This is a genomic window from Victivallis vadensis (assembly GCF_003096415.1).
Taxonomy (GTDB): Bacteria; Verrucomicrobiota; Lentisphaeria; order Victivallales; family Victivallaceae; genus Victivallis; species Victivallis vadensis.
In genome coordinates, this window is sequence record NZ_QEKH01000026.1 from 38,670 (window position 1) to 63,286 (window position 24,617).

Annotated in this window: 18 protein-coding genes and 3 tRNA genes; 4 read left to right on the top strand and 17 right to left on the bottom strand. The window is 58.1% G+C overall.

All coding sequences use genetic code 11. The annotated features are described in order from the left end of the window. Positions 1 to 16: 16 nt before the first annotated feature. From rpoB to ftsA, 14 genes are all read right to left on the bottom strand, one after another. The gene (gene rpoB, locus C8D82_RS14800; protein WP_116885060.1) at positions 17 to 3,841 is read right to left on the bottom strand and encodes a DNA-directed RNA polymerase subunit beta; all 3,825 of its coding nucleotides are present in this window, start codon (positions 3,839 to 3,841) and stop codon (positions 17 to 19) included. Between the two features lie 420 nt (positions 3,842 to 4,261). Next, on the bottom strand, positions 4,262 to 4,633 hold the full coding sequence (gene rplL / locus C8D82_RS14805) for a 50S ribosomal protein L7/L12 (RefSeq protein ID WP_353891047.1): 372 nt from the start codon (positions 4,631 to 4,633) through the stop codon (positions 4,262 to 4,264). A gap of 49 nt (positions 4,634 to 4,682) precedes the next feature. Then, the gene (gene rplJ / locus C8D82_RS14810; protein ID WP_116885062.1) at positions 4,683 to 5,204 is read right to left on the bottom strand and encodes a 50S ribosomal protein L10; all 522 of its coding nucleotides are present in this window, start codon (positions 5,202 to 5,204) and stop codon (positions 4,683 to 4,685) included. Next, on the bottom strand, positions 5,201 to 5,908 hold the full coding sequence (gene rplA / locus C8D82_RS14815) for a 50S ribosomal protein L1 (RefSeq protein ID WP_116885063.1): 708 nt from the start codon (positions 5,906 to 5,908) through the stop codon (positions 5,201 to 5,203). The genes rplJ and rplA overlap by 4 nt, the downstream gene beginning before the upstream one ends. Then, a complete protein-coding gene (rplK, locus tag C8D82_RS14820; protein WP_116885064.1) occupies positions 5,901 to 6,329 on the bottom strand; it encodes a 50S ribosomal protein L11 in 429 nt (142 codons plus the stop codon). Before rplK ends, rplA begins: the two co-directional genes overlap by 8 nt. Positions 6,330 to 6,427: 98 nt before the next feature. Next, positions 6,428 to 7,009 (bottom strand): transcription termination/antitermination protein NusG, encoded by a 582-nt coding sequence (gene nusG / locus C8D82_RS14825; protein ID WP_116885065.1) that lies wholly within the window; start codon positions 7,007 to 7,009, stop codon positions 6,428 to 6,430. 15 nt (positions 7,010 to 7,024) lie between these two features. Then, the gene (gene secE, locus C8D82_RS14830; RefSeq protein ID WP_206212513.1) at positions 7,025 to 7,279 is read right to left on the bottom strand and encodes a preprotein translocase subunit SecE; all 255 of its coding nucleotides are present in this window, start codon (positions 7,277 to 7,279) and stop codon (positions 7,025 to 7,027) included. A 36-nt stretch (positions 7,280 to 7,315) separates the two neighbouring features. After that, a tRNA-Trp gene (locus tag C8D82_RS14835) sits at positions 7,316 to 7,392 on the bottom strand. 28 nt (positions 7,393 to 7,420) lie between these two features. Beyond that, the gene (gene rpmG / locus C8D82_RS14840) at positions 7,421 to 7,573 is read right to left on the bottom strand and encodes a 50S ribosomal protein L33 (protein WP_116885066.1); all 153 of its coding nucleotides are present in this window, start codon (positions 7,571 to 7,573) and stop codon (positions 7,421 to 7,423) included. Between the two features lie 74 nt (positions 7,574 to 7,647). Continuing rightward, positions 7,648 to 8,844 (bottom strand): elongation factor Tu, encoded by a 1,197-nt coding sequence (tuf, locus tag C8D82_RS14845; protein ID WP_116885067.1) that lies wholly within the window; start codon positions 8,842 to 8,844, stop codon positions 7,648 to 7,650. A 56-nt stretch (positions 8,845 to 8,900) separates the two neighbouring features. Further along, positions 8,901 to 8,976 (bottom strand) — tRNA-Thr (locus C8D82_RS14850). Positions 8,977 to 9,078: 102 nt separating this feature from the next. After that, positions 9,079 to 9,163: transfer RNA gene (locus C8D82_RS14855), tRNA-Leu, on the bottom strand. A 224-nt stretch (positions 9,164 to 9,387) separates the two neighbouring features. After that, positions 9,388 to 10,599, bottom strand: a complete 1,212-nt coding sequence (locus tag C8D82_RS14860; protein ID WP_116885068.1) for an FtsZ/tubulin family protein — start codon at positions 10,597 to 10,599, stop codon at positions 9,388 to 9,390. 2 nt (positions 10,600 to 10,601) lie between these two features. Further along, positions 10,602 to 11,870 carry a cell division protein FtsA gene (ftsA, locus tag C8D82_RS14865; protein WP_116885069.1) on the bottom strand — a complete coding sequence of 423 codons (1,269 nt, stop codon included), beginning with the start codon at positions 11,868 to 11,870 and terminating at the stop codon, positions 10,602 to 10,604. 330 nt (positions 11,871 to 12,200) lie between these two features. Here ftsA and C8D82_RS14870 point away from each other — a divergent pair, with 330 nt between their 5' ends. From C8D82_RS14870 to C8D82_RS14885, 4 genes are all read left to right on the top strand, one after another. Then, complete coding sequence (locus tag C8D82_RS14870) at positions 12,201 to 13,106, top strand: AraC family transcriptional regulator (RefSeq protein ID WP_116885070.1); 906 nt, start codon at positions 12,201 to 12,203, stop codon at positions 13,104 to 13,106. 121 nt (positions 13,107 to 13,227) lie between these two features. Then, a complete protein-coding gene (locus tag C8D82_RS14875) occupies positions 13,228 to 15,579 on the top strand; it encodes a glycoside hydrolase family 38 N-terminal domain-containing protein (RefSeq protein ID WP_116885071.1) in 2,352 nt (783 codons plus the stop codon). 17 nt (positions 15,580 to 15,596) lie between these two features. Next, positions 15,597 to 16,721, top strand: a complete 1,125-nt coding sequence (locus C8D82_RS21635; protein ID WP_206212514.1) for a type II secretion system protein — start codon at positions 15,597 to 15,599, stop codon at positions 16,719 to 16,721. Positions 16,722 to 16,763: 42 nt separating this feature from the next. Then, a complete protein-coding gene (locus C8D82_RS14885; RefSeq protein ID WP_116885072.1) occupies positions 16,764 to 21,443 on the top strand; it encodes a beta galactosidase jelly roll domain-containing protein in 4,680 nt (1,559 codons plus the stop codon). 39 nt (positions 21,444 to 21,482) lie between these two features. On the opposite strand, the gene C8D82_RS14890 is transcribed toward C8D82_RS14885, so the two are convergent. From C8D82_RS14890 to C8D82_RS14900, 3 genes are all read right to left on the bottom strand, one after another. Beyond that, entirely contained in the window at positions 21,483 to 22,013 is a 531-nt protein-coding gene (locus C8D82_RS14890) for a metal-dependent hydrolase (protein ID WP_116885073.1), read from the bottom strand. 4 nt (positions 22,014 to 22,017) lie between these two features. Beyond that, entirely contained in the window at positions 22,018 to 22,347 is a 330-nt protein-coding gene (locus C8D82_RS14895) for a hypothetical protein (RefSeq protein WP_116885074.1), read from the bottom strand. 64 nt (positions 22,348 to 22,411) lie between these two features. After that, positions 22,412 to 24,535, bottom strand: coding sequence for a glutamine synthetase III family protein (locus C8D82_RS14900; protein WP_116885075.1), 2,124 nt, complete (start codon positions 24,533 to 24,535; stop codon positions 22,412 to 22,414). Positions 24,536 to 24,617 lie beyond the last annotated feature (82 nt).

The window sequence follows — 24,617 nt, forward strand, 5'->3', positions numbered from 1 at the left end:
TTATTTCCTCCTCGAATTAGTTTTCGGACGTCTTTTTGACCGTGCGGATGTCAAGACCGAGACTCTGCATTTCCTTCAGCAGCACGTTGAAGGACTCAGGCCGTCCGGCTTCCAGCACATTGTGCCCCTTGACGATCGATTCGTAGATGCGGGCACGGCCGGCGACGTCGTCCGATTTCACCGTCAGCATCTCCTGCAGGTTGTAGGCGGCGCCGTACGCTTCGAGCGCCCACACTTCCATTTCTCCGAAGCGCTGGCCGCCGTGCTGCGCCTTACCGCCGAGCGGCTGCTGGGTGACCAGCGAATACGGGCCGACCGCACGGGCGTGGATCTTGTTGGCGACCAGGTGGTCCAGCTTCAGCATGTACACCTGACCGACCATCACGCGCTGGTCGAACTTATTGCCGGTCCGGCCGTCATAGACGTCCGCCTTGCCGTCGTAGACCCACTCGCCGGCCTCGTTCTGCTTGAAGCCCCAGTGGTAGTCATGCCCCTCCTTCGCGGTGAAAGCGTCGTTGCCCTTGCGCATCAGGTCGATGATCTCCTGCTCGCCGATACCGTCGAACACCGGAGTGGCGGCCTTGAAGCCGAGCATCTTGGCGGCCCAGCCCAGGTGAGTTTCGAGCACCTGGCCGATATTCATACGGCTCGGCACGCCGAGCGGATTCAGGATGATGTCCACCGGCGTACCGTCCTCAAGGAACGGCATGTCCTCCACCGGCACAATCCGCGACACGATACCCTTGTTGCCGTGACGGCCGGCCATCTTGTCGCCGACCTGCAGCTTGCGCTTGCAGCCGACATAGACCTTCACGCGCTTGATCACACCGAGATCGGCGTTGTCGCCGGAATCCATATTGTCAGCCATCCGGCGGCGCTTCTCCTCGTTCTCCTCGAATTGCGGGATGAACGAATCAATGATTTCGGTCAACGTCTTCTTCAGGTCGCAATCCTCCATGCTCCAGCAGTCGTAGTGAGCCGCCAGCTTCTGGATCGAGCTCTTGGTCACCTTGCGGTTGGAACTGATCAGCACCGCGTTCTCACGGGCCGGGGACATATCGAAAATCGGATACGGCAGCTTGATGCCGAGCATCACATCGGAAAGACGGCTGGTCAGATCGTCGATCAGGCCGTTGTAGATATCCCGATAGTCGTTCTTCATCATCTTCTGCTGACGTTTTTCCTCGGACTTGGACAGGCTGGAGCGCGACGGATCCTTCGCATATTCGATGCGGATATCCATCACGATGCCGCCCTTGCCGCTCGGCACGGTCAGGCTCGAATCCTTCACATCCGCCGCCTTCTCGCCGAAAATCGCGCGCAACAGGCGCTCTTCCGGCGCCAGTTCGGTCTCGCTCTTCGGCGTGATCTTGCCGACCAGAATATCGCCCGGCTTCACCTCGGCGCCCTCAAACACCACGCCGCGGCTGTCGAGGTTGCGCAGCGCATCCTCGCTGACGTTCGGAATATCACGGGTGATCTCCTCCGGCCCGAGCTTGGTTTCACGGCTGGTGATCTCGAACTCATCCACATGGATGCTGGTGTAGACGTCCTCCTTGACCAGACGCTCGGAAACGATGATCGCGTCCTCGAAGTTGTACCCGCACCACGGCATGTAGGCCACCAGCACGTTGCGGCCGAGCGCGAGCTCGCCGTCCTGGGTCGCGGCGCCGTCCGCCAGGATGTCGCCCTTCTTCACGGCCTGGCCGTGCTCGACGATCGGGCGCTGGTTCACGCTGGTTCCGGCATTGCTGCGCAGATACTTGTAGAGACGGTAATACTGATAGGACTTCTTGTCCGCATCGGGAGCCGGCAGATTGCCGTCCGGCGTCACGATGATATGCTCGGAACAGACCTCCGCGACGATGCCGTCCGCCTTCGCGGCGACCACGGCGCGGGAGTCGCGGGCGATCCGCGCTTCCAGACCGGTGCCGACATACGGCGACTCCGGCATCAACAGCGGCACCGCCTGGCGCTGCATGTTCGACCCCATCAGGGCGCGGTTCGCGTCGTCATGCTCCAGGAACGGAATGATGCCGGCGGCGGCGCTGATCAGCTGCTTCGGCGACACGTCCATATACTGAACCGCCTCGCGCGGATGCTCTTCGGATTCGCCCTTGTAACGGCTCATGATCATCGGGCGGACGAACCGGTTGTTCTCGTCGAGCAGCGCGTTCGCCTGCGCGATCACGTACTGTTCTTCCTTGTCGGCGGTCAGATAGTCGATCTGATCCGTGACCTGACCGTCCACCACCTTGCGGTACGGAGTTTCCAGGAAACCGTACTCGTCGATGATCGCATACAGCGACATCGAACTGATCAGACCGATATTCGGACCTTCCGGGGTCTCGATCGGACAGATGCGGCCGTAGTGGCTGGAGTGAACGTCGCGCACTTCAAAACCGGCGCGGTCGCGGGAAAGACCGCCCGGACCGAGCGCCGACAGACGGCGCTTGTTGGTCAATTCGCTCAGCGGGTTGGTCTGGTCCATAAACTGCGACAGCTGGCTGCGGGCGAAGAAATCGCGGATCACGCCGGCGAACGCCTTCGGGTTCACCAGCTTGGACGGAGTCACGTTCTGATCGTCGAAGGTCATGCGCTCGCGGACCAGGCGCTCGGTGCGCAGCAGGCCGGCGCGGCACTGGTTCTGCAGCAGTTCGCCGACGGTGCGGACGCGGCGGGCGCCCAGGTGGTCGATGTCGTCCACCGCGCCGCCGGAGTGACGCAATTTGATCAGCATCTTGGTCGCGGCCATCAGGTCCTTCGGATCGAGTACGCGCAGCGTCAGCGGGATATCCTGCTTCAGCCGCTCATTGAGCTTGTAGCGGCCCACCGCGCCCAGATCGTAGCGGCGGTTGTCGAAGAACAGGCGCTTGATCAGCAGCTTCGCGTTGTTGATGTTCGGCGGATCGCCGGGACGCATGCGGCGGTAGATCTCCTTGAGGGCATCTTCCTCGTTGCGGGCCGGGTCCTTGCGCAGGCAGCCGATCAGATAGTTGTCGCCTTCCGCGATGTAAGCCAGCTCAACTTCCTTGATGCCGGCGTCGATCAACTGCTTCAGATGGTTTTCGGTCAACTGCACCAGCTCGTCGATCACCAGCACATCGTCTTCGGTGGTGATGTCGTCGACGGTGTAGAAGCCGGAAAGATCCTTCTGCTTCAGCAGCGAAGCGGTCGTGTGCTTCTTGACCTCATAGCATTCCGCCAGAATATCGCGGTTGGTGGGATAGCCGATTGCGCGCAGGAAAGTGGTGATATAGAACTTCCGGCGGCGGCGGCGGCGGTCCAGATAGATATAGATGAAGTCGTTGATGTCAAACTGGACATCCATCCACGAGCCGCGGTCCGGAATGATCCGGTAGGAGTACAGCGTGCGGCCGGAGGTATGGCGGGTCTTTTCAAAGCAGATGCCCGGCGAACGGTGGAGCTGGCTGATGATCACGCGCTCAGCGCCGTTGATGATGAAGGTGCCCTGCTCGGTCATGATCGGAATATCGCCCATGTACACGCGCTCGGGAATCTCGGTACCGTTGACCTTCAGCAGGAAATCGACATACAGCGGAGCATCATAGATTTTGCCGTCCTTGATGCAATCGACGACATCGCCCTTCTGGTCGGTGGAATTACCGATTTCATAGGAGACGAATTCCAGCGACATCTGCTTGTCGAAGCTCTCGATCGGGAAAATCTCGTTGAAGACCTCCTGCAATCCCTGATTCTTGCGCTCCGCCGGCGGCACATCGCGCTGCAGAAAATTGAAGTAGGAGTCAAGCTGGAGACCGATCAAATCCGGCACGTCGAGCACGTCCCGAAGCTTTCCAAAATTAATTCGTTTTGTCATATCCTGCTCGTTGTTTGGTTTTATGTGAATGAAAAAAATTCAAAAAAAATATAAAAATATCCGGTATTTAAAGACGGAAAAAGAGATTTTCCGTTGAAAATCCCGAAAAAAGCCATAGTCAAAACACAAAAGAACCGACCTGTCGACAAAAAACCACATCGACAGTTCGGAATTCACGAAAAAAATCGCAATTTTTCTTCAAAATATTTAAGGATATCCAGACGGCGCGGAACCGACAAAAAACCACATCGGCTCCGGTCCGGAGAAACGTCTTGCGACAAAAGTCCACATCGTAAAACGCTTCGGCAAGGGGAAAGTTCCGTTTTCTCACAGCCGGTCCCGCTTGCGGAACCGGTATGAGACGAAACAACGGCAGTGGGTATCCCGCAGGAGACCCGCCGCCGTTAAAAGAGGTCAATCTTACTTGACTTCGACCTTCGCACCGGCGGCTTCGAGAGCAGCCTTGAGCTTTTCGGCTTCGTCCTTGGCAATACCTTCCTTGATCGCCTTCGGAGCGCCCTCGACGAGGTCCTTCGCTTCCTTCAGGCCGAGGCCGGTGATGCCGCGGATTTCCTTGATGACGCCGATCTTCTTCGCAGCATCAAAGCCGGCGAGGATCACGTCGAATTCGGTCTTCTCTTCAGCGGCCGGAGCAGCGGCGCCGGCCGCCGGAGCGGCGGCGACCGCCACCGGAGCGGCGGCGCTGACGCCCAGACGCTCTTCCAGAGTCTTGACCAGCTTGGACAATTCCAGCACGGTCAGGTTCTCGACATAAGAGACGAACTCTTCCATTTTGTTCTCTTCGGACATCTTAAATGCCTCCATTCGTTATTCTAGTTAACTATTGCTTTTCGACTTTTTCTTTATATGCGTTGAGCACATTCAAGATGCTCGCAGCCTTGGCGTTGAGAACGGTGACCAGATTCCTCGACGGAGCCTGAAGCACACCGAGCAACATCGCCTGAAGCACGGGCTTCGACGGCAGTTCAGCCAGACTTCCGACCTCGGCGGGCGAAAGCACCGCACCATCCATGTAACCGCCCTTGGCGGCCACTTTGTCGTTCTTCTTGCCGAACTCCGCCAGAACTTTGGCGGCGGCGCTGCAATCGCCCTTGCCGGCGACGAGCGCAGTGCCCTGAGTGAAATCGATCGTTTCAAGCCCTTCGATCTTCAGGGCTTCTCCGGCTTTCTTGATCAGCGTGTTCTTCAGCACATGGCAGACCGCGTTCTGGGCCGCCAGCTGATTGCGCAGCTCGGAAAAATCCTTGACGGTAAGACCGGCAAAAGAGATGAAATAAACGTAATCGGCGTTGCCGATCATATCACTGATCTGCTTGACCAGAAAATGCTTTTCGTTTCTCATTCTTTCGACCTCACCAGTTCCTTGACGTTGATCTTGACTCCGGGAGTCATCGTCGCAGAGATCGTGCAGGAGAGGATATACGCCCCCTTCGCAGTGGTCGGCTTCGCCTTGATCAGCGCATCGACGATCACATCGAAGTTCTCTTTGAGAGCATCCGACTCGAACGACATCTTGCCGAACGGCACATGCACACAGGCGCCGCGATCCGCACGGAATTCCGCACGGCCGCCCTTCGCCTCGCGAACCGCAGTTCCGACCGATTCGGTCACCGTACCGGTCTTCGGGTTCGGCATCAGGCCGCGGGGACCGAGCTGACGGCCGAGGGGACGGACCAGACGCATCGCATCCGGAGTCGCGATCAGGATATCGAAATCCTGCCAGCCGTCTTTGATCTTCTGAACAATGTCTTCATAACCGACGAAATCGGCGCCGGCATCCTTGGCGTCCTGGGCCAGCTGGCCGTCGGCGACGACCGCAACGCGGACCGTCTTGCCGGTGCCCCGGGGAAGCGCAACCGCACCGCGGACCGTCTGGTCGGACTTGCGCGGATCGACGCCGAGCTTGAAAGCGACTTCGGCGGTCTGGTTGAACTTGACGCCCGGCATCGTCTTCAACAGAGCGATTGCCTCGGCCACGCCATAGCGTTTCTGCAGATCGAAACCGGCGGTTTCCACCTGCTTCTTGTAAAGCTTACTTCTACGCATCGACCACCTCGATTCCCATGCTGCGCGCGGTTCCTTCGATGATGCGCATTGCCGCTTCCTCGCTCCGGGCGTTGATATCATCCTTCTTGATCTGAACGATTTCACGGATCTGCGCACGGGTGATTTTGCCGGCCTTTTCAGAGCCCGGCTTTTTCGCCGCGGAAGCCACTCCCGCCGCCTTCTTGATCAGAACGGCAGCCGGGGGGGATTTGCAGATGAATGTGAACGACCGGTCCTGATAGACCGTGATCACGACAGGAATAATCATTCCGCTCTGAGACTGAGTGGCGGCATTGAACTGCTTACAGAACTCCATAATGTTGCAACCGGCCGAGCCAAGGGCGGGACCGATCGGCGGAGCCGGGTTAGCGGCGCCGGCCGGAATCTGCAACCGGATCAAGCCTGTAACCTTCTTTGCCATGATTAAACTTCCTTTTCCGATTCCAAGGTGGTCCGGACTGACAGGCATCCCGCCACCAAAGAATCATACACCATTTAGAAAAAGTTTCGAACCCAGCCTTAAACGGTGCGTTCGACCTGCCAAAACTCCAATTCAACCGGGGTGGAACGACCGAAAATGGAAACCATCAATTTCAGCTTGCCGCGTTCGTTGTCGATCTCCTGAATCGCCCCTTCAAAATTCTCGAAAGCGCCGTCCTTGATCCGGACGACTTCGCCGACCTCAAATGCGATTTTCGGCTTGACTTCCGGCGCTCCGGCCTGGGCCGGGCGCATGATATCTTCCACTTCACTCTCAGTCAGCGCGGTCGGCTTGTTGTCGCCGCCGAGGAATCCGAGGACTCCCTGCACGCTACGGATGAAGTACCAGGCCTTCTCATTGATCATGCCGAGATCATCGTACAGATCCATGCGAACCCAGATATAGCCGGGGAAAAGCTTGCGGGTCGTCGTGGTTTTCTTGCCCTGCCGGACTTCAGCGACCTTCTCCGTCGGAATGAAGGCCTCGTACACCGGAACCTGATCGCCGGTCTGAAGCTGACGCAAAATCTTGTCGCGGACCTTGTTTTCGTGACCCGAGAGCGTGTGGATCACAAACCATTGTCCCCGCTTATCGCGCTCGGTTTCTGCGGACTCGTTCATGATTGATCATTACCTTCAAAACTTACCAACCGTTACCAGGCGGATTACGATCCGCGCCACTTCATCGACACCGGCGACGAACAGCGCGAGAATGGCGATTGCCACCACCACCAGCACGGTAGATTCAAACAACTGCTGGCGATTCGGCCAGGTGCAGCGGCCTAGTTCGGCCATCGTTTCGGAAATAAAGCGCCGAATTCTGCCCATAAACGAATCGAAACCGGCGGTGACCCCGGTCTGCTGCATGCTGCGCTTCTGATCGTTTCCCATATTTCCTGTTACCTGCCTGACTTTCTATCAAAAAATTGGCAGGAGAGGTGAGGCTCGAACTCACGACCTGCGGTTTTGGAGACCGCCGCTCTAGCCAACTGAGCTACTCTCCTGTCTCAATCATAAAGCAAACTTCAATGCTCAGCGCGTTTCCTTGTGAATCGTATGCTTGCGTTCAAATTTGCAATACTTCTTCTTTTCCAAGCGCTCGGGCGTATTGCGCTTTTCCTTCATCGACGTATAGTTACGCCGCTTGCACTCCGTGCATTCCAGAATGATTAATTCGCGCGCCATTTTTCTTACCTAGTTTTACATGATTATCCCGGAACCGCCGACCGGCGGTCCGGGATGATAGTCCGAGACCGAAATTACTTGATGATTTCGGAGACTCGGCCGGAGGCAACCGTACGGCCGCCTTCACGGATCGCGAAACGCAGACCCTTTTCCATGGCGATCGGAGCGATCAGTTCCACGGTGATCGAAGTATTGTCACCGGGCATGACCATCTCGGTGCCTTCATTCAGGGTGATCGTGCCGGTCACGTCAGTCGTACGGAAGTAGAACTGCGGACGATAGTTGTTGAAGAACGGGGTATGACGGCCGCCTTCATCCTTGCTCAGCACGTAGATTTCGCCCTTGAACTGGGTGTGCGGGGTCACGCTGCCCGGCTTGGCCAGAACCTGACCGCGCTCGACATCTTCCTTCTTAGTGCCGCGGAGCAGGCAACCGACGTTGTCGCCGGCCTGGCCCTGATCGAGCAGCTTGCGGAACATTTCGATACCGGTGACGGTGGTCTTGACAGTCGGCTTGATACCGATGATTTCGACTTCGTCGTTGAGCTTGATCACACCGCGCTCGACACGGCCGGTGACCACGGTGCCGCGACCTTCGATCGAGAACACGTCTTCGATCGGCATCAGGAAGGGCTGATCCACATCGCGCTTCGGCTCGGGAATGAAGCTGTCGACCGCATCCATCAGCTCGAGGATGCACTTGCAGGCCGGGTTCTCCGGATCGCCGTCGGCTTCGATCGCCTTCAGAGCGGAGCCCTTGATGATCGGGGTGTCGTCGCCGGGATATTCATAACTGCTGAGCAGCTCGCGGATTTCCATTTCGACGAGCTCGAGCAGTTCCGGGTCATCGAGCTGGTCGCACTTGTTCATGAAAACGACGATCGCCGGCACACCCACCTGACGGGCGAGCAGCACGTGCTCGCGAGTCTGGGCCATCGGGCCGTCGGTCGCGGCGATCACGAGGATCGCACCGTCCATCTGCGCGGCGCCGGTGATCATGTTCTTCACATAGTCGGCGTGTCCCGGGCAGTCAACGTGAGCATAGTGACGATTCGCAGTCTGGTATTCAACGTGGGAGGTGTTGATGGTGATACCGCGCTCTTTTTCTTCCGGAGCATTGTCGATTTCATCATATTTACGGACTTCACCGCCGAACTTCTTGTTCAGCACCATGGTGATGGCGGCGGTCAGAGTGGTTTTGCCGTGGTCGACGTGACCAATCGTACCAACGTTAACGTGCGGCTTGGTTCTTTCGAATTTTTCCTTAGCCATTTTTCCCTCCTGAAAGGTTTAGAGTTTTCCAACTGCTTCAAAATCTATTAAAATAATGGAGCCTACATCCGGACTTGAACCGGAGACCTCATCCTTACCAAGGATGTGCTCTACCGACTGAGCTATGTAGGCATCAATCCGCATCCATTCGATTTGACGATCGAAGGCGGCAGAATTTTAAAATACACCGTCTCAACCGTTTTGCAACCCTAAACTTGCAAAAAAACGGAAAAATGGTACTCGGGGGGGGACTTGAACCCCCAAGGATTGCTCCATATGGACCTCAACCATACGCGTCTGCCAATTCCGCCACCCGAGCGCATTCATTTAGTGAACCGCATTTATCAGCGAGAACAGGACATAATATATTCGCCCTCGCCCGATTTGCAAATCCCAAAACCAACTTTTTCACAGAAAAACAGCAAAAAACAGCTTTTCCCGACTGAAATCATTCATTTTCCCAAAGCGCGAAGCCACGATCTTCCCCGCTCTAATGCCGGAACGTCGCAGGATTCCCGCCCCATCCCGGCACCCGGCCGCCGTCTATTCGCCGACCAGTTTGCCGTTGTCCACCGCGGCGTTGCGCCGCTTGAAAGTGGGGATGTCCAGGTCTTCGCCGTTCCACAATACCGGCATGGTCTTCTCCATGATCCCTTTGGAAAGCGGTTCCAGAAGCGGAAAGAGTTCGAGCTGCGTGGAGGCTCCGTCGGCCGCTCCGGCGGCGGCGCGGCCCCGGCGCGGCATCCGCGAGGTCTCCTTGCGCATCGCCTCCACCGTCACGGTTTCGGCATCGAATCTGATCGTAACCGCGGTCAGCTGGAGCATGCCGCTCCACTCCTCCCCGGTGGAAGCTCCGATAATCAGTTCGGCCCCCGGTTTCACATAGCGGCCGGCCAGCTCCAGCGCAGCTTTGGTCTCGCCGATCGAGAGCTCCGGCCCGCCCAGCAGCGAAAAAACCACCGCATCGGCTTCACCGAGCTTGTCGGCGCCCCCCAGCAGCGGAGAGTGAAGCAGTTGCTCCATCGCGGCCTCGATCCGGCCATTGACTTCCGCGCTTTCGACCAGACCGACGCCGATGCTGCAGTAACTTTTCTTGCGCTTCAGCAGCGCCACGAAGTTGTTGAAATCCGCCGCCAGCAGATTGCCGTGGCGCAGCACCGCGGTCAGGGCCAGCACCGTCCGCGAAAACTCCCGGTCGGCAAGCCGGAACGCCTCGCTGAGCGGAGTGGTCGAGTCCAGAATCGAAAAAAGCAGATCGTTCGGCAGGCACAATACCGCATCGGCGAGCCCGAGCAGTTCGTTCTTCACCGTCTCCTCGGCCGTCTTGCGCTTGCTGTGTCCCTCCAGCGTGAAGGGAAGCGTCACCAGAAACAGCGTCGGAATTTCCAGCTTCCGCGCCACGCTCAACACCACCGACACGCCGCCCGAAGCTGTTCCCCCGCCCAGTCCGCCGACCACCAGCAGCATCGAAGTCCCGGCCAGCATCCGCTCCAGCGCGGCCCGCTCATGCGCCAGCGCCCGCTGCCCGTCCAGCACATTGCCGCCGCAGCCGCGTCCGCCGCGCCAGCGGGCGCCGGCCAGCAGCATCGAACCTTCCGGCAGATTCAGCCCTTCCAGGCCCCGCCGGTCGGTATCCACGGCCAGCAGCCGCAGTGACGCGGCGGCCGGACTCCCGACAAAACCGCGCAGCACCCGGCACCCGGCGCCGCCGATTCCGAGTACGGTAACCATTTTATTCTCAACAGGATTTTCCATGATTACCCCCTCCTGTTCCAGAGCTTTTTCCGGGTCCTGCTCACCAGTGAATCCACCATGTCGAGCAGGCTGCCGAAACCGCCGCGGCCGGAACAGCCCGGCTCCATCGCATTGTATGCCACCGCCAGGCGCAGCGCCCCCCAGACCGTGCTGAACCGCGGATTCTCCGCCAAGGCGACCGGGTCGCCGTTTTCCAGCGGCTGGGCAATCCGGCAGCTCATTTCGAACACCTCCCGGAACATGGCTCCAGTCCGCTCGAACATCGCGCCGCCGCCGGTCAGGATGCCGCCCGCCTCCAATTGGCTCAATGCGTTTTTCTCATTCAAAATCTGCTTGATGATCTCAAAGGTCTCCCGCAGCCGCAGGTCGATGATGGTCTCGAAGGAGTTCAGCGGAATCCGCCGGGGCGTACCCACACTGCTTCCCGGAAACTCCAGGCAGTCGCGATGCTCCCGGATCGCCCGGCTCAACGAGCCGTCCTCGACCAGCTTGCGGCAGACGCCGATATTCAAATCCAGTCCGACCGCCAGATCGTTGCAGACGTGGTCGAAGCCGACCTGCAGCACGCCGGAAGCGCGCACGCCGGAGTTGCATTCGACATCGTATTCGGTCGTCCCGGCGCCGATGTCCACCAGCAGCGCCCCGCTGCCGCGCTCCTCTTCCGAAAGGATGCCGTAGTCGGTCGCCAGCGGCGCAAACACCGGATAGATCATCGAATCCTCGAAGCCGGATTCGCGCACGATCGTCCTGAAATTTTCCAACCGGGTGGTAACGCCGTGCACCAGATGTACATAGGCATCCAGCCGGCGGCCGCTCTGAAGCAGCGGATTGCAGACCGGGCGGCCGTCGATCGCGAAGCAGGATTCGGAGATATTGATGATTTCCCGCCCGGCCGAAACGTGCTGGTCTTTCGCATTTTCAACCGCTTCGGCCCGCTCCTTTTCGGTCACGACGCGCTGCTCGCTCCTGATCGTGGCGGTGCCGACGCCCTGCATCGACTCGATGCCGCAGCCGGTCACCGGAACGATCACCAGACGGCTGTTGCCCAACTCCCGGTCCGAACTGCGGTCGGCCTCCTCCAGCGCCGAGCCCAGCAGCTCGAACGCTTTATCCATATTGTAGATTTCGCCCTTGACGATCGAGCCCTCGCTGGGCACGCATCCCTGGCCGATGACCTTGACCTTGCCGTCCGGCAAGGCTTCGCCGACCAGCACGCAGATCTTGGAACTGCCCAGATCGACGGCAGTCACGATTTCCCGGTTGTTGAACATGGCTGTCTCACTTGATTCGGATTGTATTTATTCAGATTAAATATACCGGATGTGATCCGAAAATGCCAGTCCCCAACCGGATTTTCCGCCAAAATCACCGGCTCCGGCCCAATCCGGCGCCGACCGGAAAACGACGACGGATCAGTCGCCGGTTTATCGGTGCTGATAACGACTCGGCTTCCGCCATATCCATGCAGTTTCCATCCGGTCCGCCGGAATGCCGGGAACAGGGAATTTCAATCCGGCGCATTCCTTGTAATCGGAGGAACTCCAGATTATATTATACTTCGAGTTGAATTACAGAGACTTAAATGAATTGAGAAATTCCGCATGGCAGGTCCGAATTCAGAGAGAAGAGCGGCGTACAGGAATTGTTTTTCCGCGGAACCCATTCTGCGGAAAGCGGATTCGGATTTTGCCGCCGGCCGGATTTTACCGCGTTTCAAACGCCTCGCACTTCGCAAATATCCTCAGGGGAATATGGTTCCCCCGCACCGCCACCTCGATTATGAAGCGGTCCTGCTCTGCTCCGGGGCATACCGGTTCAGAATCAACGGGACCGAGATGGAACTGACGCCCGGAGAAGGAATTCTGGTCAATATCGGCGACCAGCACGAGGACTGGAGGGGAGACGGAGCGAAATTTATCGGTTTCTCCTTTACATTGGAAGCCTTTCCCGCAACCAACGGCATCCCGGCTCTTCTGGCTCCCGGAGTCTCTCCGCAGGAGCAGCGATTTCGGATTGATTTGAAAGAAGCCGAAGGACTGGCCAGAAAAATTTATGAAGAAGAACAGCGGCAGACGGCATTTTCACGGCTGATTCAGGAAGCGATTTCTCTGGAATTGTTCTGGAGAATCATCCAGGGGCTTCCCCGGGAATCACTTTCGACCGGTTTTCTGGATAATACAGCAGACGGCAGTTTCAGGGCCCGGCTTTCCAGATTGTTCCAGGATCATATTGAAGAAGTTCTAACGCTGGACGATATTGCAAAACAGCTGGGAATCAGCCGGACTTCGCTGACGAATAAATGCAATGAACTGTTTCACATGTCGCCCGGCAAGGCCTTCTGCCGCTGCAAGATGGAACGCGCCGGGTATCTGCTGGTCAATACCCGGCTGACGGTCAAGGAAATCGCCGGCAGATTGGGATATGCGAGCGAATTCGCCTTTTCGCGCGCTTTCCGCAGGGAGTTCAATCTGTCACCAGCCGAATGGCGCAGAAACTATATTTACTGATTTCTCGATTTTGTATTTTCTGCAATGTTATATGTCATTTCGGAGCTTGCCGAAACTGTCTTTTTCAGGTATAATATAAACAAACATTCCAGATCGAATTACCGGGAAAGCTGCTGATGCAATGAAAAGTTCCGTATATATCGTGCCGAGTTTTCATTATGATGTCGTCTATCTGCAGGACTACCAGACTTATCTGGAACGGGGATTCGCCATTCTGGACCGGGCGCTCTGCCTTTTGGAAAGCTCTTCCGAATACTGTTTCCTGATTGAACAGGTCATTCTGGCGGAGGCATACTGTGCAGGCCGCCCGGACCGCCTGGCCAAGCTGAAACGCTTCACGGAAGCGGGAAGATTGCATTTTGCTCCCGGCATGTACGTCATGCCGGATATGAATATGCCGGACGGCGAATCTTTGTTTCTGCAAATTTCCGAAGGTTTCCGGTGGTTGGAGGAAAAGCTGCACTACCGGCCCGCCATCTGCTGGATCGCCGACTGCTGGGGGCATCCGGCGCAATTGCCCCAGATACTTACCCGATGCGGATTCAAAGGATACGCTTTCTGGCGCTGCATGAATCCGGATTTGCGGAAAAACCACTTCCTCTGGCGCGGAATCGACGGCACGACGATCAGAACCCACTGGCTCAGCAAAGGTTACAGCCCGATCCACTTTCCCGACACCGCCGAAATCGTCAATGCGCCGGATCAGAAGATTTTCACAAGCTCCTGCGAACAGCTCGAAACCCTCTGCCGGGAATTTGAGGAGATCGGCGCGGCAGGCCACGTGCTTTTGTGCAATGGCGGCGACTTTACAATGCCGCAGGAATCCGCTTCCGCCACGCTCGCGCATCTGCGTTCTACCGGCCTTTTTGCCAAGTTGGAACTCTCCGGCCCGGAACAATATTTCGACAGCCTCGACTGGAAAAACACCATTCTGTATGACGGAGAGTTCAACAGCGCTCTTCAGGGGACGTTCTCCTCAAATATCCGGCTCAAGCAGCAAATCCGGGAGTGCGCGTTCTTCTTTAACGCTCTTGAACGGCTGGCAGTATTAACCGGACGCCCGTGGGAAAAACGGGAGATGTTGCTGAAACAGCTCCTGAAGCAGCAATTCCATGACACGATCTGCGGCACGCTCGCCGACGCTCCCTTGAATGACACGCTGCGCGAGCTCGCCGCCTGTCTCAGGCAGCTTGAAGAAGCGCGGCTGGAACTCGGCAGTTCCGCCGTACCGGAAAAAAACCTGTTCAATCCAACCCAGTTCGACCGCACCGAAATCATCCGCGACGGCGACAGGCCTCTCCTGCTGTCCGTCGGACCGCACGCCAGCTCGCCGCAACGGACGGCGCGGGTATTATCACCGGACGGCGACACATCGCTGCCGCAGACATTCACCAACGGCTTCTATTCCGCCCGGCTTGACGCGGAAGGCTTTATCGCTTCGCTGAAAGTCGACGGCGGAGAACTGGTCAATCCCCATGCCGCGGTAAAGTTCGGCGCCCTCACCATGCAGATGGACTACGGCGACCTCTGGCTCCACTTCGACGCACCGTTGAGCGGGGGTTCTCCGGCGGCCGCCCTGACGCAGAACCGGGAGGACCCGCTCGATTTCCCGGATGACTCCGGACTGGTGAACCGCGGCACGTTCCGGCCTGAGATCCGGGAGGCCGCGCTGGTCTTCCGTTCACCGGAGCTGTGGATCGTCCGGCAGACCGGCAGGCTTTGCTTCTGGCAGCTGAATATCGACTTCACGGTGGAAACCCACTTCCGAAGCGATTCCCCGCGCATCGCCTACCGGGTGGAATTTACTCCGAAAGGGAAACATTACCGTATCCGGGCGGCATTCCCTTCCACGGTCGGCGCCGACGGCGCGGTTTATTATGAAATCCCGTTCGGAATCCAGAAGCGCGGCCGGGCGGTCCATGCGGCACAGAACTGGATGGATTTTTCAGACGCGGATAAGGGAATCGCATTGCTGAACCGCGGGTTGCCCTCAAACAGCGTCGACTCGGCGGGAAACCTGCTGCTGACGCTGTTCCGTTCAGCCGCCATGGAATATAAAGCTCCCAGTGAAGAATCGTTCGGAACAGGTGTGCGGCACAATTTCGAGTACGCGGTCGTACCGCATGGGAAACGCAATTTCGCAGCTCTGGTCAAAGAAGGAATCCTGTTCAATGCTCCCCTTCTGGAAACCGGCTGCCGTTTGCCGAGGGCTTTTGTTCCCGAAGCGGAAAACATCATGATCAGTGCGATCAGAAACAGCGAAGACGGCGTGCTGTTGCGGCTGTACGAATGTGCCGGACTCCCGACCACCTCTTCCATCCACATTCCCGAATGTTTCCGGTCCTGTCTGGATGTGGATGGATTGGGCGAAAGAAGCGGCGGAAAGGGATTTCCGGTCTTCGGAACCGTCCCGGTCGAACTGAACCCATTTGAAATAAAAACCCTGCTCCTGCTTCCCAACAGAAAAAATTAATTCACGGAGGAAATAAAATGAGCCTTGATGAATTTCATTCGGTTTCCATGGAAAAGCAGTCCCTGACACAAAAATTTACATTGATTGAGCTGCTCGTGAACATCACTTGTAAAATATATAATCCATCCCCGTATGCCGCTCTGCGTAAAAGAGAGGGGTTCGGGGGAGAGAAAGCGGCGATAAGCGCCGCATCTCTCCCCGTACCAAACATCCCCAACTTTTCACATACTCCCGGCAAGCTCTCACGCCTCCGCCAATGCTCTGCAAGCGGCAAGCCGGAGCAAAAACGTGAAGTTGCCTTTCCGCAGAAAAGCGGGAAGACAACTTCACGTTATTGCGGCTCTTCCTTCCCCGCCGGCCGACCGCGCCTCCGCCTGTCGACCGTCCCGTACCCGGCACCGGCACCTTGCCGGACGCAGGGGGCGCGGGGGACGGCGGACACGCCCCCCGCATACCGCCATGTAAGGCCGTTTACCCTGATTGAGTTGCTCGTCGTCATAGCGATCATTGCCATTTTGGCTTCCATGCTGCTGCCTGCATTGAACCGGGCACGCCAGAAGGCCCGTGAGACCGCATGCCTGAGCACGATGAAGCAACAGATGCTTTATACCCAGATGTACCTGGATCAGTTTAACGGTTCGATCATATCGGAATGGTCCTCTTCCTCGGTTCAGGCGCGTTCCTGGGTGGGATGCCTGTTGAGCGCCGGATATCTTTCCGCGGCAAACGGCAAGGAGTGGACCTGTCCCGACTTGCGCCCGCGGCGGGCACTGGATGAAATTTCCGAGGCCCCCGATTACGGATACGGGCAGAACTACGGCGCTTATCGCGTAGTGGAAGGTGTGAACCAGCAGGACGGCACGATCCGCATCTGGATCGCCTCCAGTTGTTACATTATGAATTTTAAAAAGATGCGGTCGCCGAGTTCTTTCATCTTCATTGCAGACGGAAAGACCAGCAACAATCTCTGCCATGCCAAGCTGACTCCGCAATGGGGACCGGCCACCTGGGCAGCCTCCCCGTGGCGCGCCCATAATTCCAACGCGGTCAACACGGCTTTCGGAGACGGCCGGGCGGCCGCGCTGAACCGAAACGAGCTGGAGCAAACCCTTTACAATGGAATCGTCTATGCCGTAGACTAAGAGCTTATCCCCAAATAAGCTCTAAGCAATAAGGAAATAAAGATGAAATATTGGTTCACAGTTCTTGTATCCGGAATCGGATCGCTGCTTGCCGCCGCCAATTTGCTGATTGCCCCGGAGGGGTCATTGCGCTGCGACCGGGCGGGCGACGGCATAACAGTAGAAATCCGAAACGGCTTGGTGAATCTGACGCTTGAAGGAGCGGAACGCCAGCTCGGCTTTTCCCTGCCGATCGAACCTGACGCCAAATTGGTCCGGCTCAGCGGCAGGATGCAGGTCAAAGGCGTCAGGCGCGGAAAAGCAAACTGGCAGGACGGCAGGATGGCCATGCGTTTTTACGACAGACAGGGAAAGGCGGTCGGAGAATGGCCGCGCGTCTTTTCCGCTTCCGGAACATCCGGCTGGCTGGATTGCGACCGGCTTTATCAGGTCCCGGAAGGCGCGGCTACATTGAGATTTACCCCGGCCAATTTCGGGACAGCCGGCAAGGTGAAAATCCGCAACCTGCGGCTGGAAGCCCTCCGCTTCCCGGAAGAGGCAAATATGGATGCCCCGCCGCCGGATGGTTCCGATCAGGAAGCACTGTTCACTCTGGATGACGCGCAGAAACTGACCACGCCGACGCGGGAACGGATCTGCCTGAACGGATTATGGAGTTTCCGGCCGGTTTTTCACGGCGAAAGCCCCGCCCGCTTCCCTGCGGACGGAAGCGGCTGGGGATACTTCAAAGTCCCCGGCTCCTGGCCGTCATATCCAAACGGAATGAAATTTTATCTCTCTTCGCTTGCATTGCACAAGCTGGATGCGGCCAATCTCAACAGCGCCTGGTACCGGCGCACCATCACGGTGCCCGCCTCCTGGAAAGGACGCCGGATTCTGCTGAATGCCGATCTGATTCAAAGCTGCGCAAAAGTATTCGTGGATGGAACGGAGGCCGGCGAACTCTATTATCCGGGCGGAGAACTGGACCTGTCCGGACGGCTGATCCCCGGTCAAAAGCACACGGTCTCCCTTCTGGTCAGCGCCCGGCCGGAGGTACTGACGACCTTCATGGCCCAGAACCGCCTGATCACGGAGAAAGGGCAGTTGCAGAACCGGGGAATCACCGGCGATCTCTATCTGGAATCGCGTCCGATGATGGCCGCCGTTGCGGATGTGCATGTAATCACCTCCGTAAAACATCGGGAGATCACTTTTGATACCGGCTTCGCCGATCTTCCCGCCGGCCGATACCGGCTGGAAGCGGAAATCACTGCGGGGAACAAAGTTGTAAAATGCTTCACTTCAGAACCGTTCCGGACGGAAGGAGGAAAAAACTTCCGCCACCGTTTCTCCGGGAAATGGAATGACCCGCTGCAGTGGGACACGGATACTCCCGAAAATCTGTATACGGCAAAGCTCCGTCTTCTTACCGGTCACGACGAATTGCTTGACGCGTTTCTTCCCCAGGAATTCGGTTTCCGGGAATTTTCCGTCAACGGCCGCGATTTCTACCTGAACGGCAGGAAGATCCATTTGCGCATGCTGGTTACCAGAGCCCCGCAGGAGCCTGATTTCGCTTCGCCCGGCCGGATCGGCCATCTGGTGAAATCCGCCCGGCAATTCGGCGTGAACTGCCTGATCGGCTGGAATTACAGCTTCGCTCCCGGCATATTCTCTTATCCGGACGGTTTTCATAAGCTGACCTCAAAACAAGGAATGCTGACCACATTGACACTTCCCCACGTAAAGGATTTTAAAACGAATCTGTTCGATCCGGCGCAGGCCGAAAGTTATCGGCGTCAGGCGGAACATCTGATCCGGCGTTACTGGAATGTACCGGGCGTGGTTATGTTTGTGATGAACCACAATGCGATGGGGTACTCCGGAGATCAGAACCCGGAACGGCTCGGAACGGCCTACCGCCCGGAAGATGCCGTCGTTCCGGGAACGTTTCCGGGACGAGCCCAGGCCATGCTTGCCGAAAAACTCGTCAAAAGCCTGGATTCCTCCCGCCCGGTCTACCATCATCAAAGCGGCAACCTCGGTGATGTCTATACATTGAACTGTTATCTGAACTGGGCCCCGCGCCAGGAACGGAGCGACTGGCTGGAACACTGGGAAAAATACGGCACGATGCCGGTGATGTTCGTCGAATGGGGGATTCCCCATGTGGCGAGCTGGTCCAGTTACCGGGGCCCCGCCTTCATCTGGCGCAGCCCCGGCGTGCAGTGCATCTGGGTCAACGAGTTCAATGCCGCCATCCTCGGCGAGGAAGCGTATCGCGCCGAACCGGCCAAGACCTCATATTACGAACTTCAGGAAAAGCTGGTCAAGGGGAACCGGCCGGTCCTGTTTCACACCCTGGGCGGCAACGGCCCGCTGAACCGGATTGCGGATGTGAACCGTGTCCGCAATTATTATGCGAGGCGGAACTTCCGCGATATGCGCGCCCGGGGGATATCCGGCATCCTGCCGTGGGACCAATTCACTTTCTGGGAGTGGGAGGGCCGGAGAGCGGGCATCGGCAACAACCCGGAGCGTTTCCATAACCTGAAACGCCCCGGAATCGTTCCCGACGAACTGCTCAACCGCGGAGAGCATATCAACAATCCCTTCGGCAGCTACCGGTTGTCGCAGACCGGCCTGCCGATCGCCGAGAATTTTACTGAATATCTCGGCTGGATCGCCGGAAAAATCGGAGAGTTCACCGAAAACAGCCATCAATTCCGCCCCGGTGAAACCGTCGATAAGTCGTTGATGCTGCTGAATGACAGCCGGCGGGACGCCGATATACGCTGGGAGTGGCGGGTGCCGTCCCTGCATCTCAAACAGAACGGAAGTGTGTCGGTCGCCCCGGGAGAGCGCGGCGAAGTTCCGGTTTCCTTCACAATTCCCGCCGATTTCAGCGGGAAACCGGTGCTGGAAGCCGATATCTCTTTCCCTGACGGCAGCAATCGCCAAGATCGGTTGGAGCTTACGGTTCTGCCGCCGGAATACCCCCGGATCAACTCCGTCGTCGGCTTATTCGATCCTGACGGCAGCGCCGCCGCGCTGCTGGAACGCGGGAAAATCGGATTCCGCACCGTAAAATCCGATGCGGATCTGGCGGGCGTCGAACTGCTGATCCTCGGACGCCGCGCTCTGGACCGTCTGCCCCTGCATCTCTCCGGCAGGCTGAAAGCCGGCCTGAAGCTGATGGTACTGGAACAGAGCATCGGCAGCCTGAACCGGCTTGGACTTCGCGGGACGGAACAGGGATACCGGGAAGTTTTTCCGTTGAATGACGAGTATGCAGTTGCGCGCGATTGGCGCGGCAGCGCCACTTTGCTGCCCCCTTATCTTGAAGTTCCGGCTTTCGAGGCCACCAATCCGAAATGGAATTGGAACGGCTTCGACAATACCCGGGTGTGGCGGGCGGGAAACCGCGGCTGCGTCACGCAGGTTCCGCTGGAAAAACCGGCCATAGGGAATTGGAACCCGCTGCTGCAATGCGGATTTGACCTGCAATACACGCCGCTGGCGGAATTCCGGGAGGGAAAAGGACGGATTCTTTTCTGTCAGCTTGCGGCGACCGGACGGACTGAATGCGAACCGCAGGCGGAGGATTTCTTCCTGAAAGCTCTTTCCCGTCTGGATCGGGCGGAGATTCCGCCGGAACGCATCGTTTTCTATGCGGGCGCGCCGGAGGGAGAGGCCCTGCTCGCATCGTTGAAAGTCCCATTTCACGCCTATGCCGGGAAGCTGCCGGAAAATGCCTTGCTTGTGCTCGGCCCCGGAGCGAAAGTCCCACAGCTTTCGAATGCAGTCGAAGCCGGAGCGAATGTTCTGGCGCTCGGACTTGGCGCAACGGAGTTGGAAGCGGTCCTGCCCGGTGTTTTTCAGTTGGAATCCGGCAATTTTGTTTCCGATTATGCGGCCGGGCTCAGGGATTATCCGGAATTCACCGGGGTAGGTCAGGCTGAACTTCACTGGCGCGGCAAAATGCAATTTGACGGCTTCCCGGCAACCAATCCCGGAGGACGGGCGCTTGCCGTACACCGCATCGGCCGGGGAAGCTTTGTCGCCATGCAGCTGCCTGCCTGGAAATTCGACGGAAAAGAGTTTTACAATCGTACCACGCTCCGCCGGACAACTTTCCTTACGTCCCGCCTGCTCGCCAATCTCGGCGCCCCATCCGATACCGGTCTCTTCGATCTGCTGGATGGAGTGAAGGGAAACCTATCGCTGCCGCTCCCCAACGACCAATGGCTCGGCATCCCCGATCCCGGAAAGACCGGTCATAACAGCGGCTGGTTCCGCTCGGATTTCACCCCGGATAAAAGCTGGCGGAAGGTTTCGGTGCCCGGAACATTTCAGTCCCAGTTCGCGAAACTGACGAACTATCACGGATATTTCTGGTACCGTCTTGAATTCAACCTGCCGGAGAATCTCCCGGCAGATGATTATGAGCTTTTCATCGGCGCGGTCGACGATGAATCATGGGTCTGGCTGAACGACAATTTTCTCGGAGAAATTACCGCGGGAAACCGGCCGGACGACTACTGGCAATTCTCCCGCGACTTCAAGTTGAAACCGGGCAGCCTGAAAGCCGGGCGCAACGTTCTGGTTGTGCTTTGCAATGATCTGCGGGATACCGGCGGAATCCTCGGGATACCGTCCCTGAAAACTCAAAACCGTTATAATTTCTATACGGATAAGCCCGAAGCTGCCGACGATCCCTATCGATACTATCGGTGGTAAGCACTCAATATACCAGACGACCGGGGACGTCCCATTTTCCTATGGAACGCTCCCCGGACGGTGTGCCTCGAACCATGCGACCAGCTCGCGATCCAGTTTCGGCATCGGATATTCCAAAAACGTCCGCTTTTTCCAGTAAACCACCAGAACCGTCAGCACAATCAGCAGCGCGCCGGCCGTCAGATTCTGCCAGGAGTAAAACTCCCACGCATATCCGGTGCCGACCCGCAGTCGGCTGAACGGCCACAGGTATTCAAAATACCACCCCTCCCCGGAACCGAAAAGGTCCAGCAGCAAATGCAGGTGCGCCAGCAGGAAGTAAACGATGAATGCCGTCACGCGCGACTGCGAAAAGAACGCCAGCCCCCCGGCCAGCACCACCGCAAACGGCAGGTTGTGCGCCAGGACATGATGATAGTCATAATAACACTCCCAGCCGCCCAGCAGCGACAGGCCGTCAAGATCGGAAAGCGAAGCGGCAAGCATGCAGAAAAACCGTTCGCGCGGCCCGAAGGCAGGAACCAGATTGCCGGCCAGCCAGCCGCTCAGAATATGGGTCTGCACGTGCATACCGTCACTCCGTCACGCCCCAGATCTGCCGCAGCGCGGGAGCCATCAGCCACCACAGCGAATAGCACAGCGCCAGAACCGAAATGATTTTGACCAGCAGGTTCGGCCATGCGATCCGGACCTTGTTTTCGGTTCCCGCAATCCGGATCAGGTCGGCCGTCAGCAACAGTATCACGATTGCGGCGGGAACATACAAATGGAGCAATCCGGTTCCCTGCGCGGCAGGATTGATTTCCTTGAGCTTCAACACGGTAAAGGAAAGAATCACCCAGACGCCCCAGGCGGCGAGATGGGCGATATCCCCGGCAATCGCAAAGAATTTGAAGTGCGTCATTCCTTCCCTCCCGGGTTACCGGATGTTCATTCGGAAACGCCGCGCGGCTGTTCCCTGTTGTTCTTCAATAGATGAAAAGGAGTTCGCGGTACTTCGGCAGCGGCCACAATTCGTCGTCCACCACCTTTTCCAGCCGGTCCACCAGCTTGCGCAGCTCCGCCTGTCTTGCCCGGATCAGCTCCGGGTCTCCCGTCGGCAACACCTCTTCCAACGCCGCTTCCGCTTTCGTCAGCTCCCCGTACAGCGAACCGGCCACTTCCAGCTCCGCATCCAATGCCGGAACCGTCGCCGCTCCGGCGGCGGCCCCGATCTGTTTCAGGTGCCTGACCACCGCCGGGTTGATCACGGTCCGCGCCATGATCAGCGCCAGTTCGCCCTCGATCCGGCTGCGCGTCTTGAAATCCTCGTAGTAAACCTCATAGCGCGACCTCAGCTCCGCCTCCGTGAACACGCCGTACTTGCGGAACATCGCCACGCTCTCCGGCTTCAGGATCGTCTTGAGCGCCTCCGGCACCGAACGCAGGATCGGCAGCCCCCGCCGCTCCGCCTCCGCCACCCAGTCGGTGCAGTAGTTGTCGCCGTTGAAGATGATCCGCCGGTGCGCCTTCAACACCCGCTTCAGCAATGCCTGCAATGCGTCGCTGAACTTCTCCTCCGGCACCTGCTCCAACTCGGAAAGAATCTCGTCGAGCGATTCCGCCACGATCGTATTCAGGATCACATTCGGTCCCGAACAGGACTGGCTCGAACCCGGCGAACGGAATTCAAACTTATTGCCGGTATACGCGAACGGGCTGGTGCGGTTCCGGTCGGTCGCGTCCTGCGGCAGCGGCGGCAGCGTATCCACGCAGATCTGCATCGCGTGCCCCTTTTTCGCCGGACCGGCCGAACCGGATTCCAGTTCGTCGATCACCGCCGTCAGCTGATCGCCCAGATAGATCGAAATGATCGGCGGCGGCGCTTCATTCGCGCCCAGCCGGTAACTGTTGCCGGAATTCGCGGTCGCCATGCGCAGCAGCTCGCCGTGCCGGTCGATCGCCTGGATCACCGCCGCGATCGTGGTCAGGAACATCGCGTTGCGCAGCGGATCCTTGCCCGGATTCAGCAGATTGATCTTATTCGTGCCGAACGACCAGTTGTTGTGCTTGCCCGAGCCGTTGACTCCGTCGAACGGCTTCTCGTGCATCAGGCAGACGAAACCGTGCCGATCGGCGGTTTCGCGCAACACATCCATCACCAGCATGTTATGGTCGCAGGCGAGATTCAGCTCCTCGAACACCGACGCGATTTCAAACTGCGCCGGAGCCGCCTCGTTGTGGCGGGTCTTGGCCGGAATCCCCAGCCGCCACAGCGTCTGGTCCACCTCGGTCATAAACGCCAGCACCCGCGGCTTGATCGCGCCGTAGTAGTGGTCGTCGAGCTGCTGGTGTTTCGGAGGCGGCGCACCGAACAGCGTGCGCCCGGTCTGGATCAGGTCGGGACGGCAGGTGTAGAGCCGCCGGTCCACCAGAAAATACTCCTGCTCGGCCCCGAGCGTGACCTCCGGCGTACCGCCGTCTTCGACGCCGAACACCTTCAGCAGCCGTTCGATCTGTTCCGACAGCGCCTTGATCGAACGCAGCAGCGGCGTCTTTTTGTCCAGCGCCTCGCCGGTATAACTGCAGAACGCGGTCGGGATGCAGAGCGTCGCGCCGAATTTATTCTTCTTGATGAAAGCCGGGCTGGTCGGATCCCACGCGGTATAGCCGCGCGCCTCGAAGGTCGAACGCAGCCCGCCCGACGGGAAACTCGACGCGTCGGATTCGCCCACCACCAGATTCTTGCCGGAAAATTTCAGAATCGCCCCTTCGCCTTCCGGCTCCAGAAACGCGTCGTGCTTTTCGGCGGTTCCGCCGGTCAGCGGCTGGAACCAGTGGGTGTAATGGGTCGCGCCCTTCGCGATCGCCCACTCCTTCATCGCGTGGGCGACGTCCCCGGCGATCGCGGCGTCCAGCGGCGCGCGTTCCCGGACGGTTTTCAACAGCTTCTCATAGACCGCGCTCGGCAGGAACTCCTTCATGGACGCCAGGTTGAACACATCTTCGCCGTAGCTTTCCTCGGGGCGCTCCGCCGCCTGGAAATTCACCCGGCACGGTTCGGGGTCGGCTGCAATGTCCCTGATCGCCCAACGTCTGGATTCGCTGCTCATATTCGGCTGTTCACTCCTGTATATTCAAAAATTGCACATCTTACAAATATACAGCCGTAACCGTTGAAAATCAAGAAATACA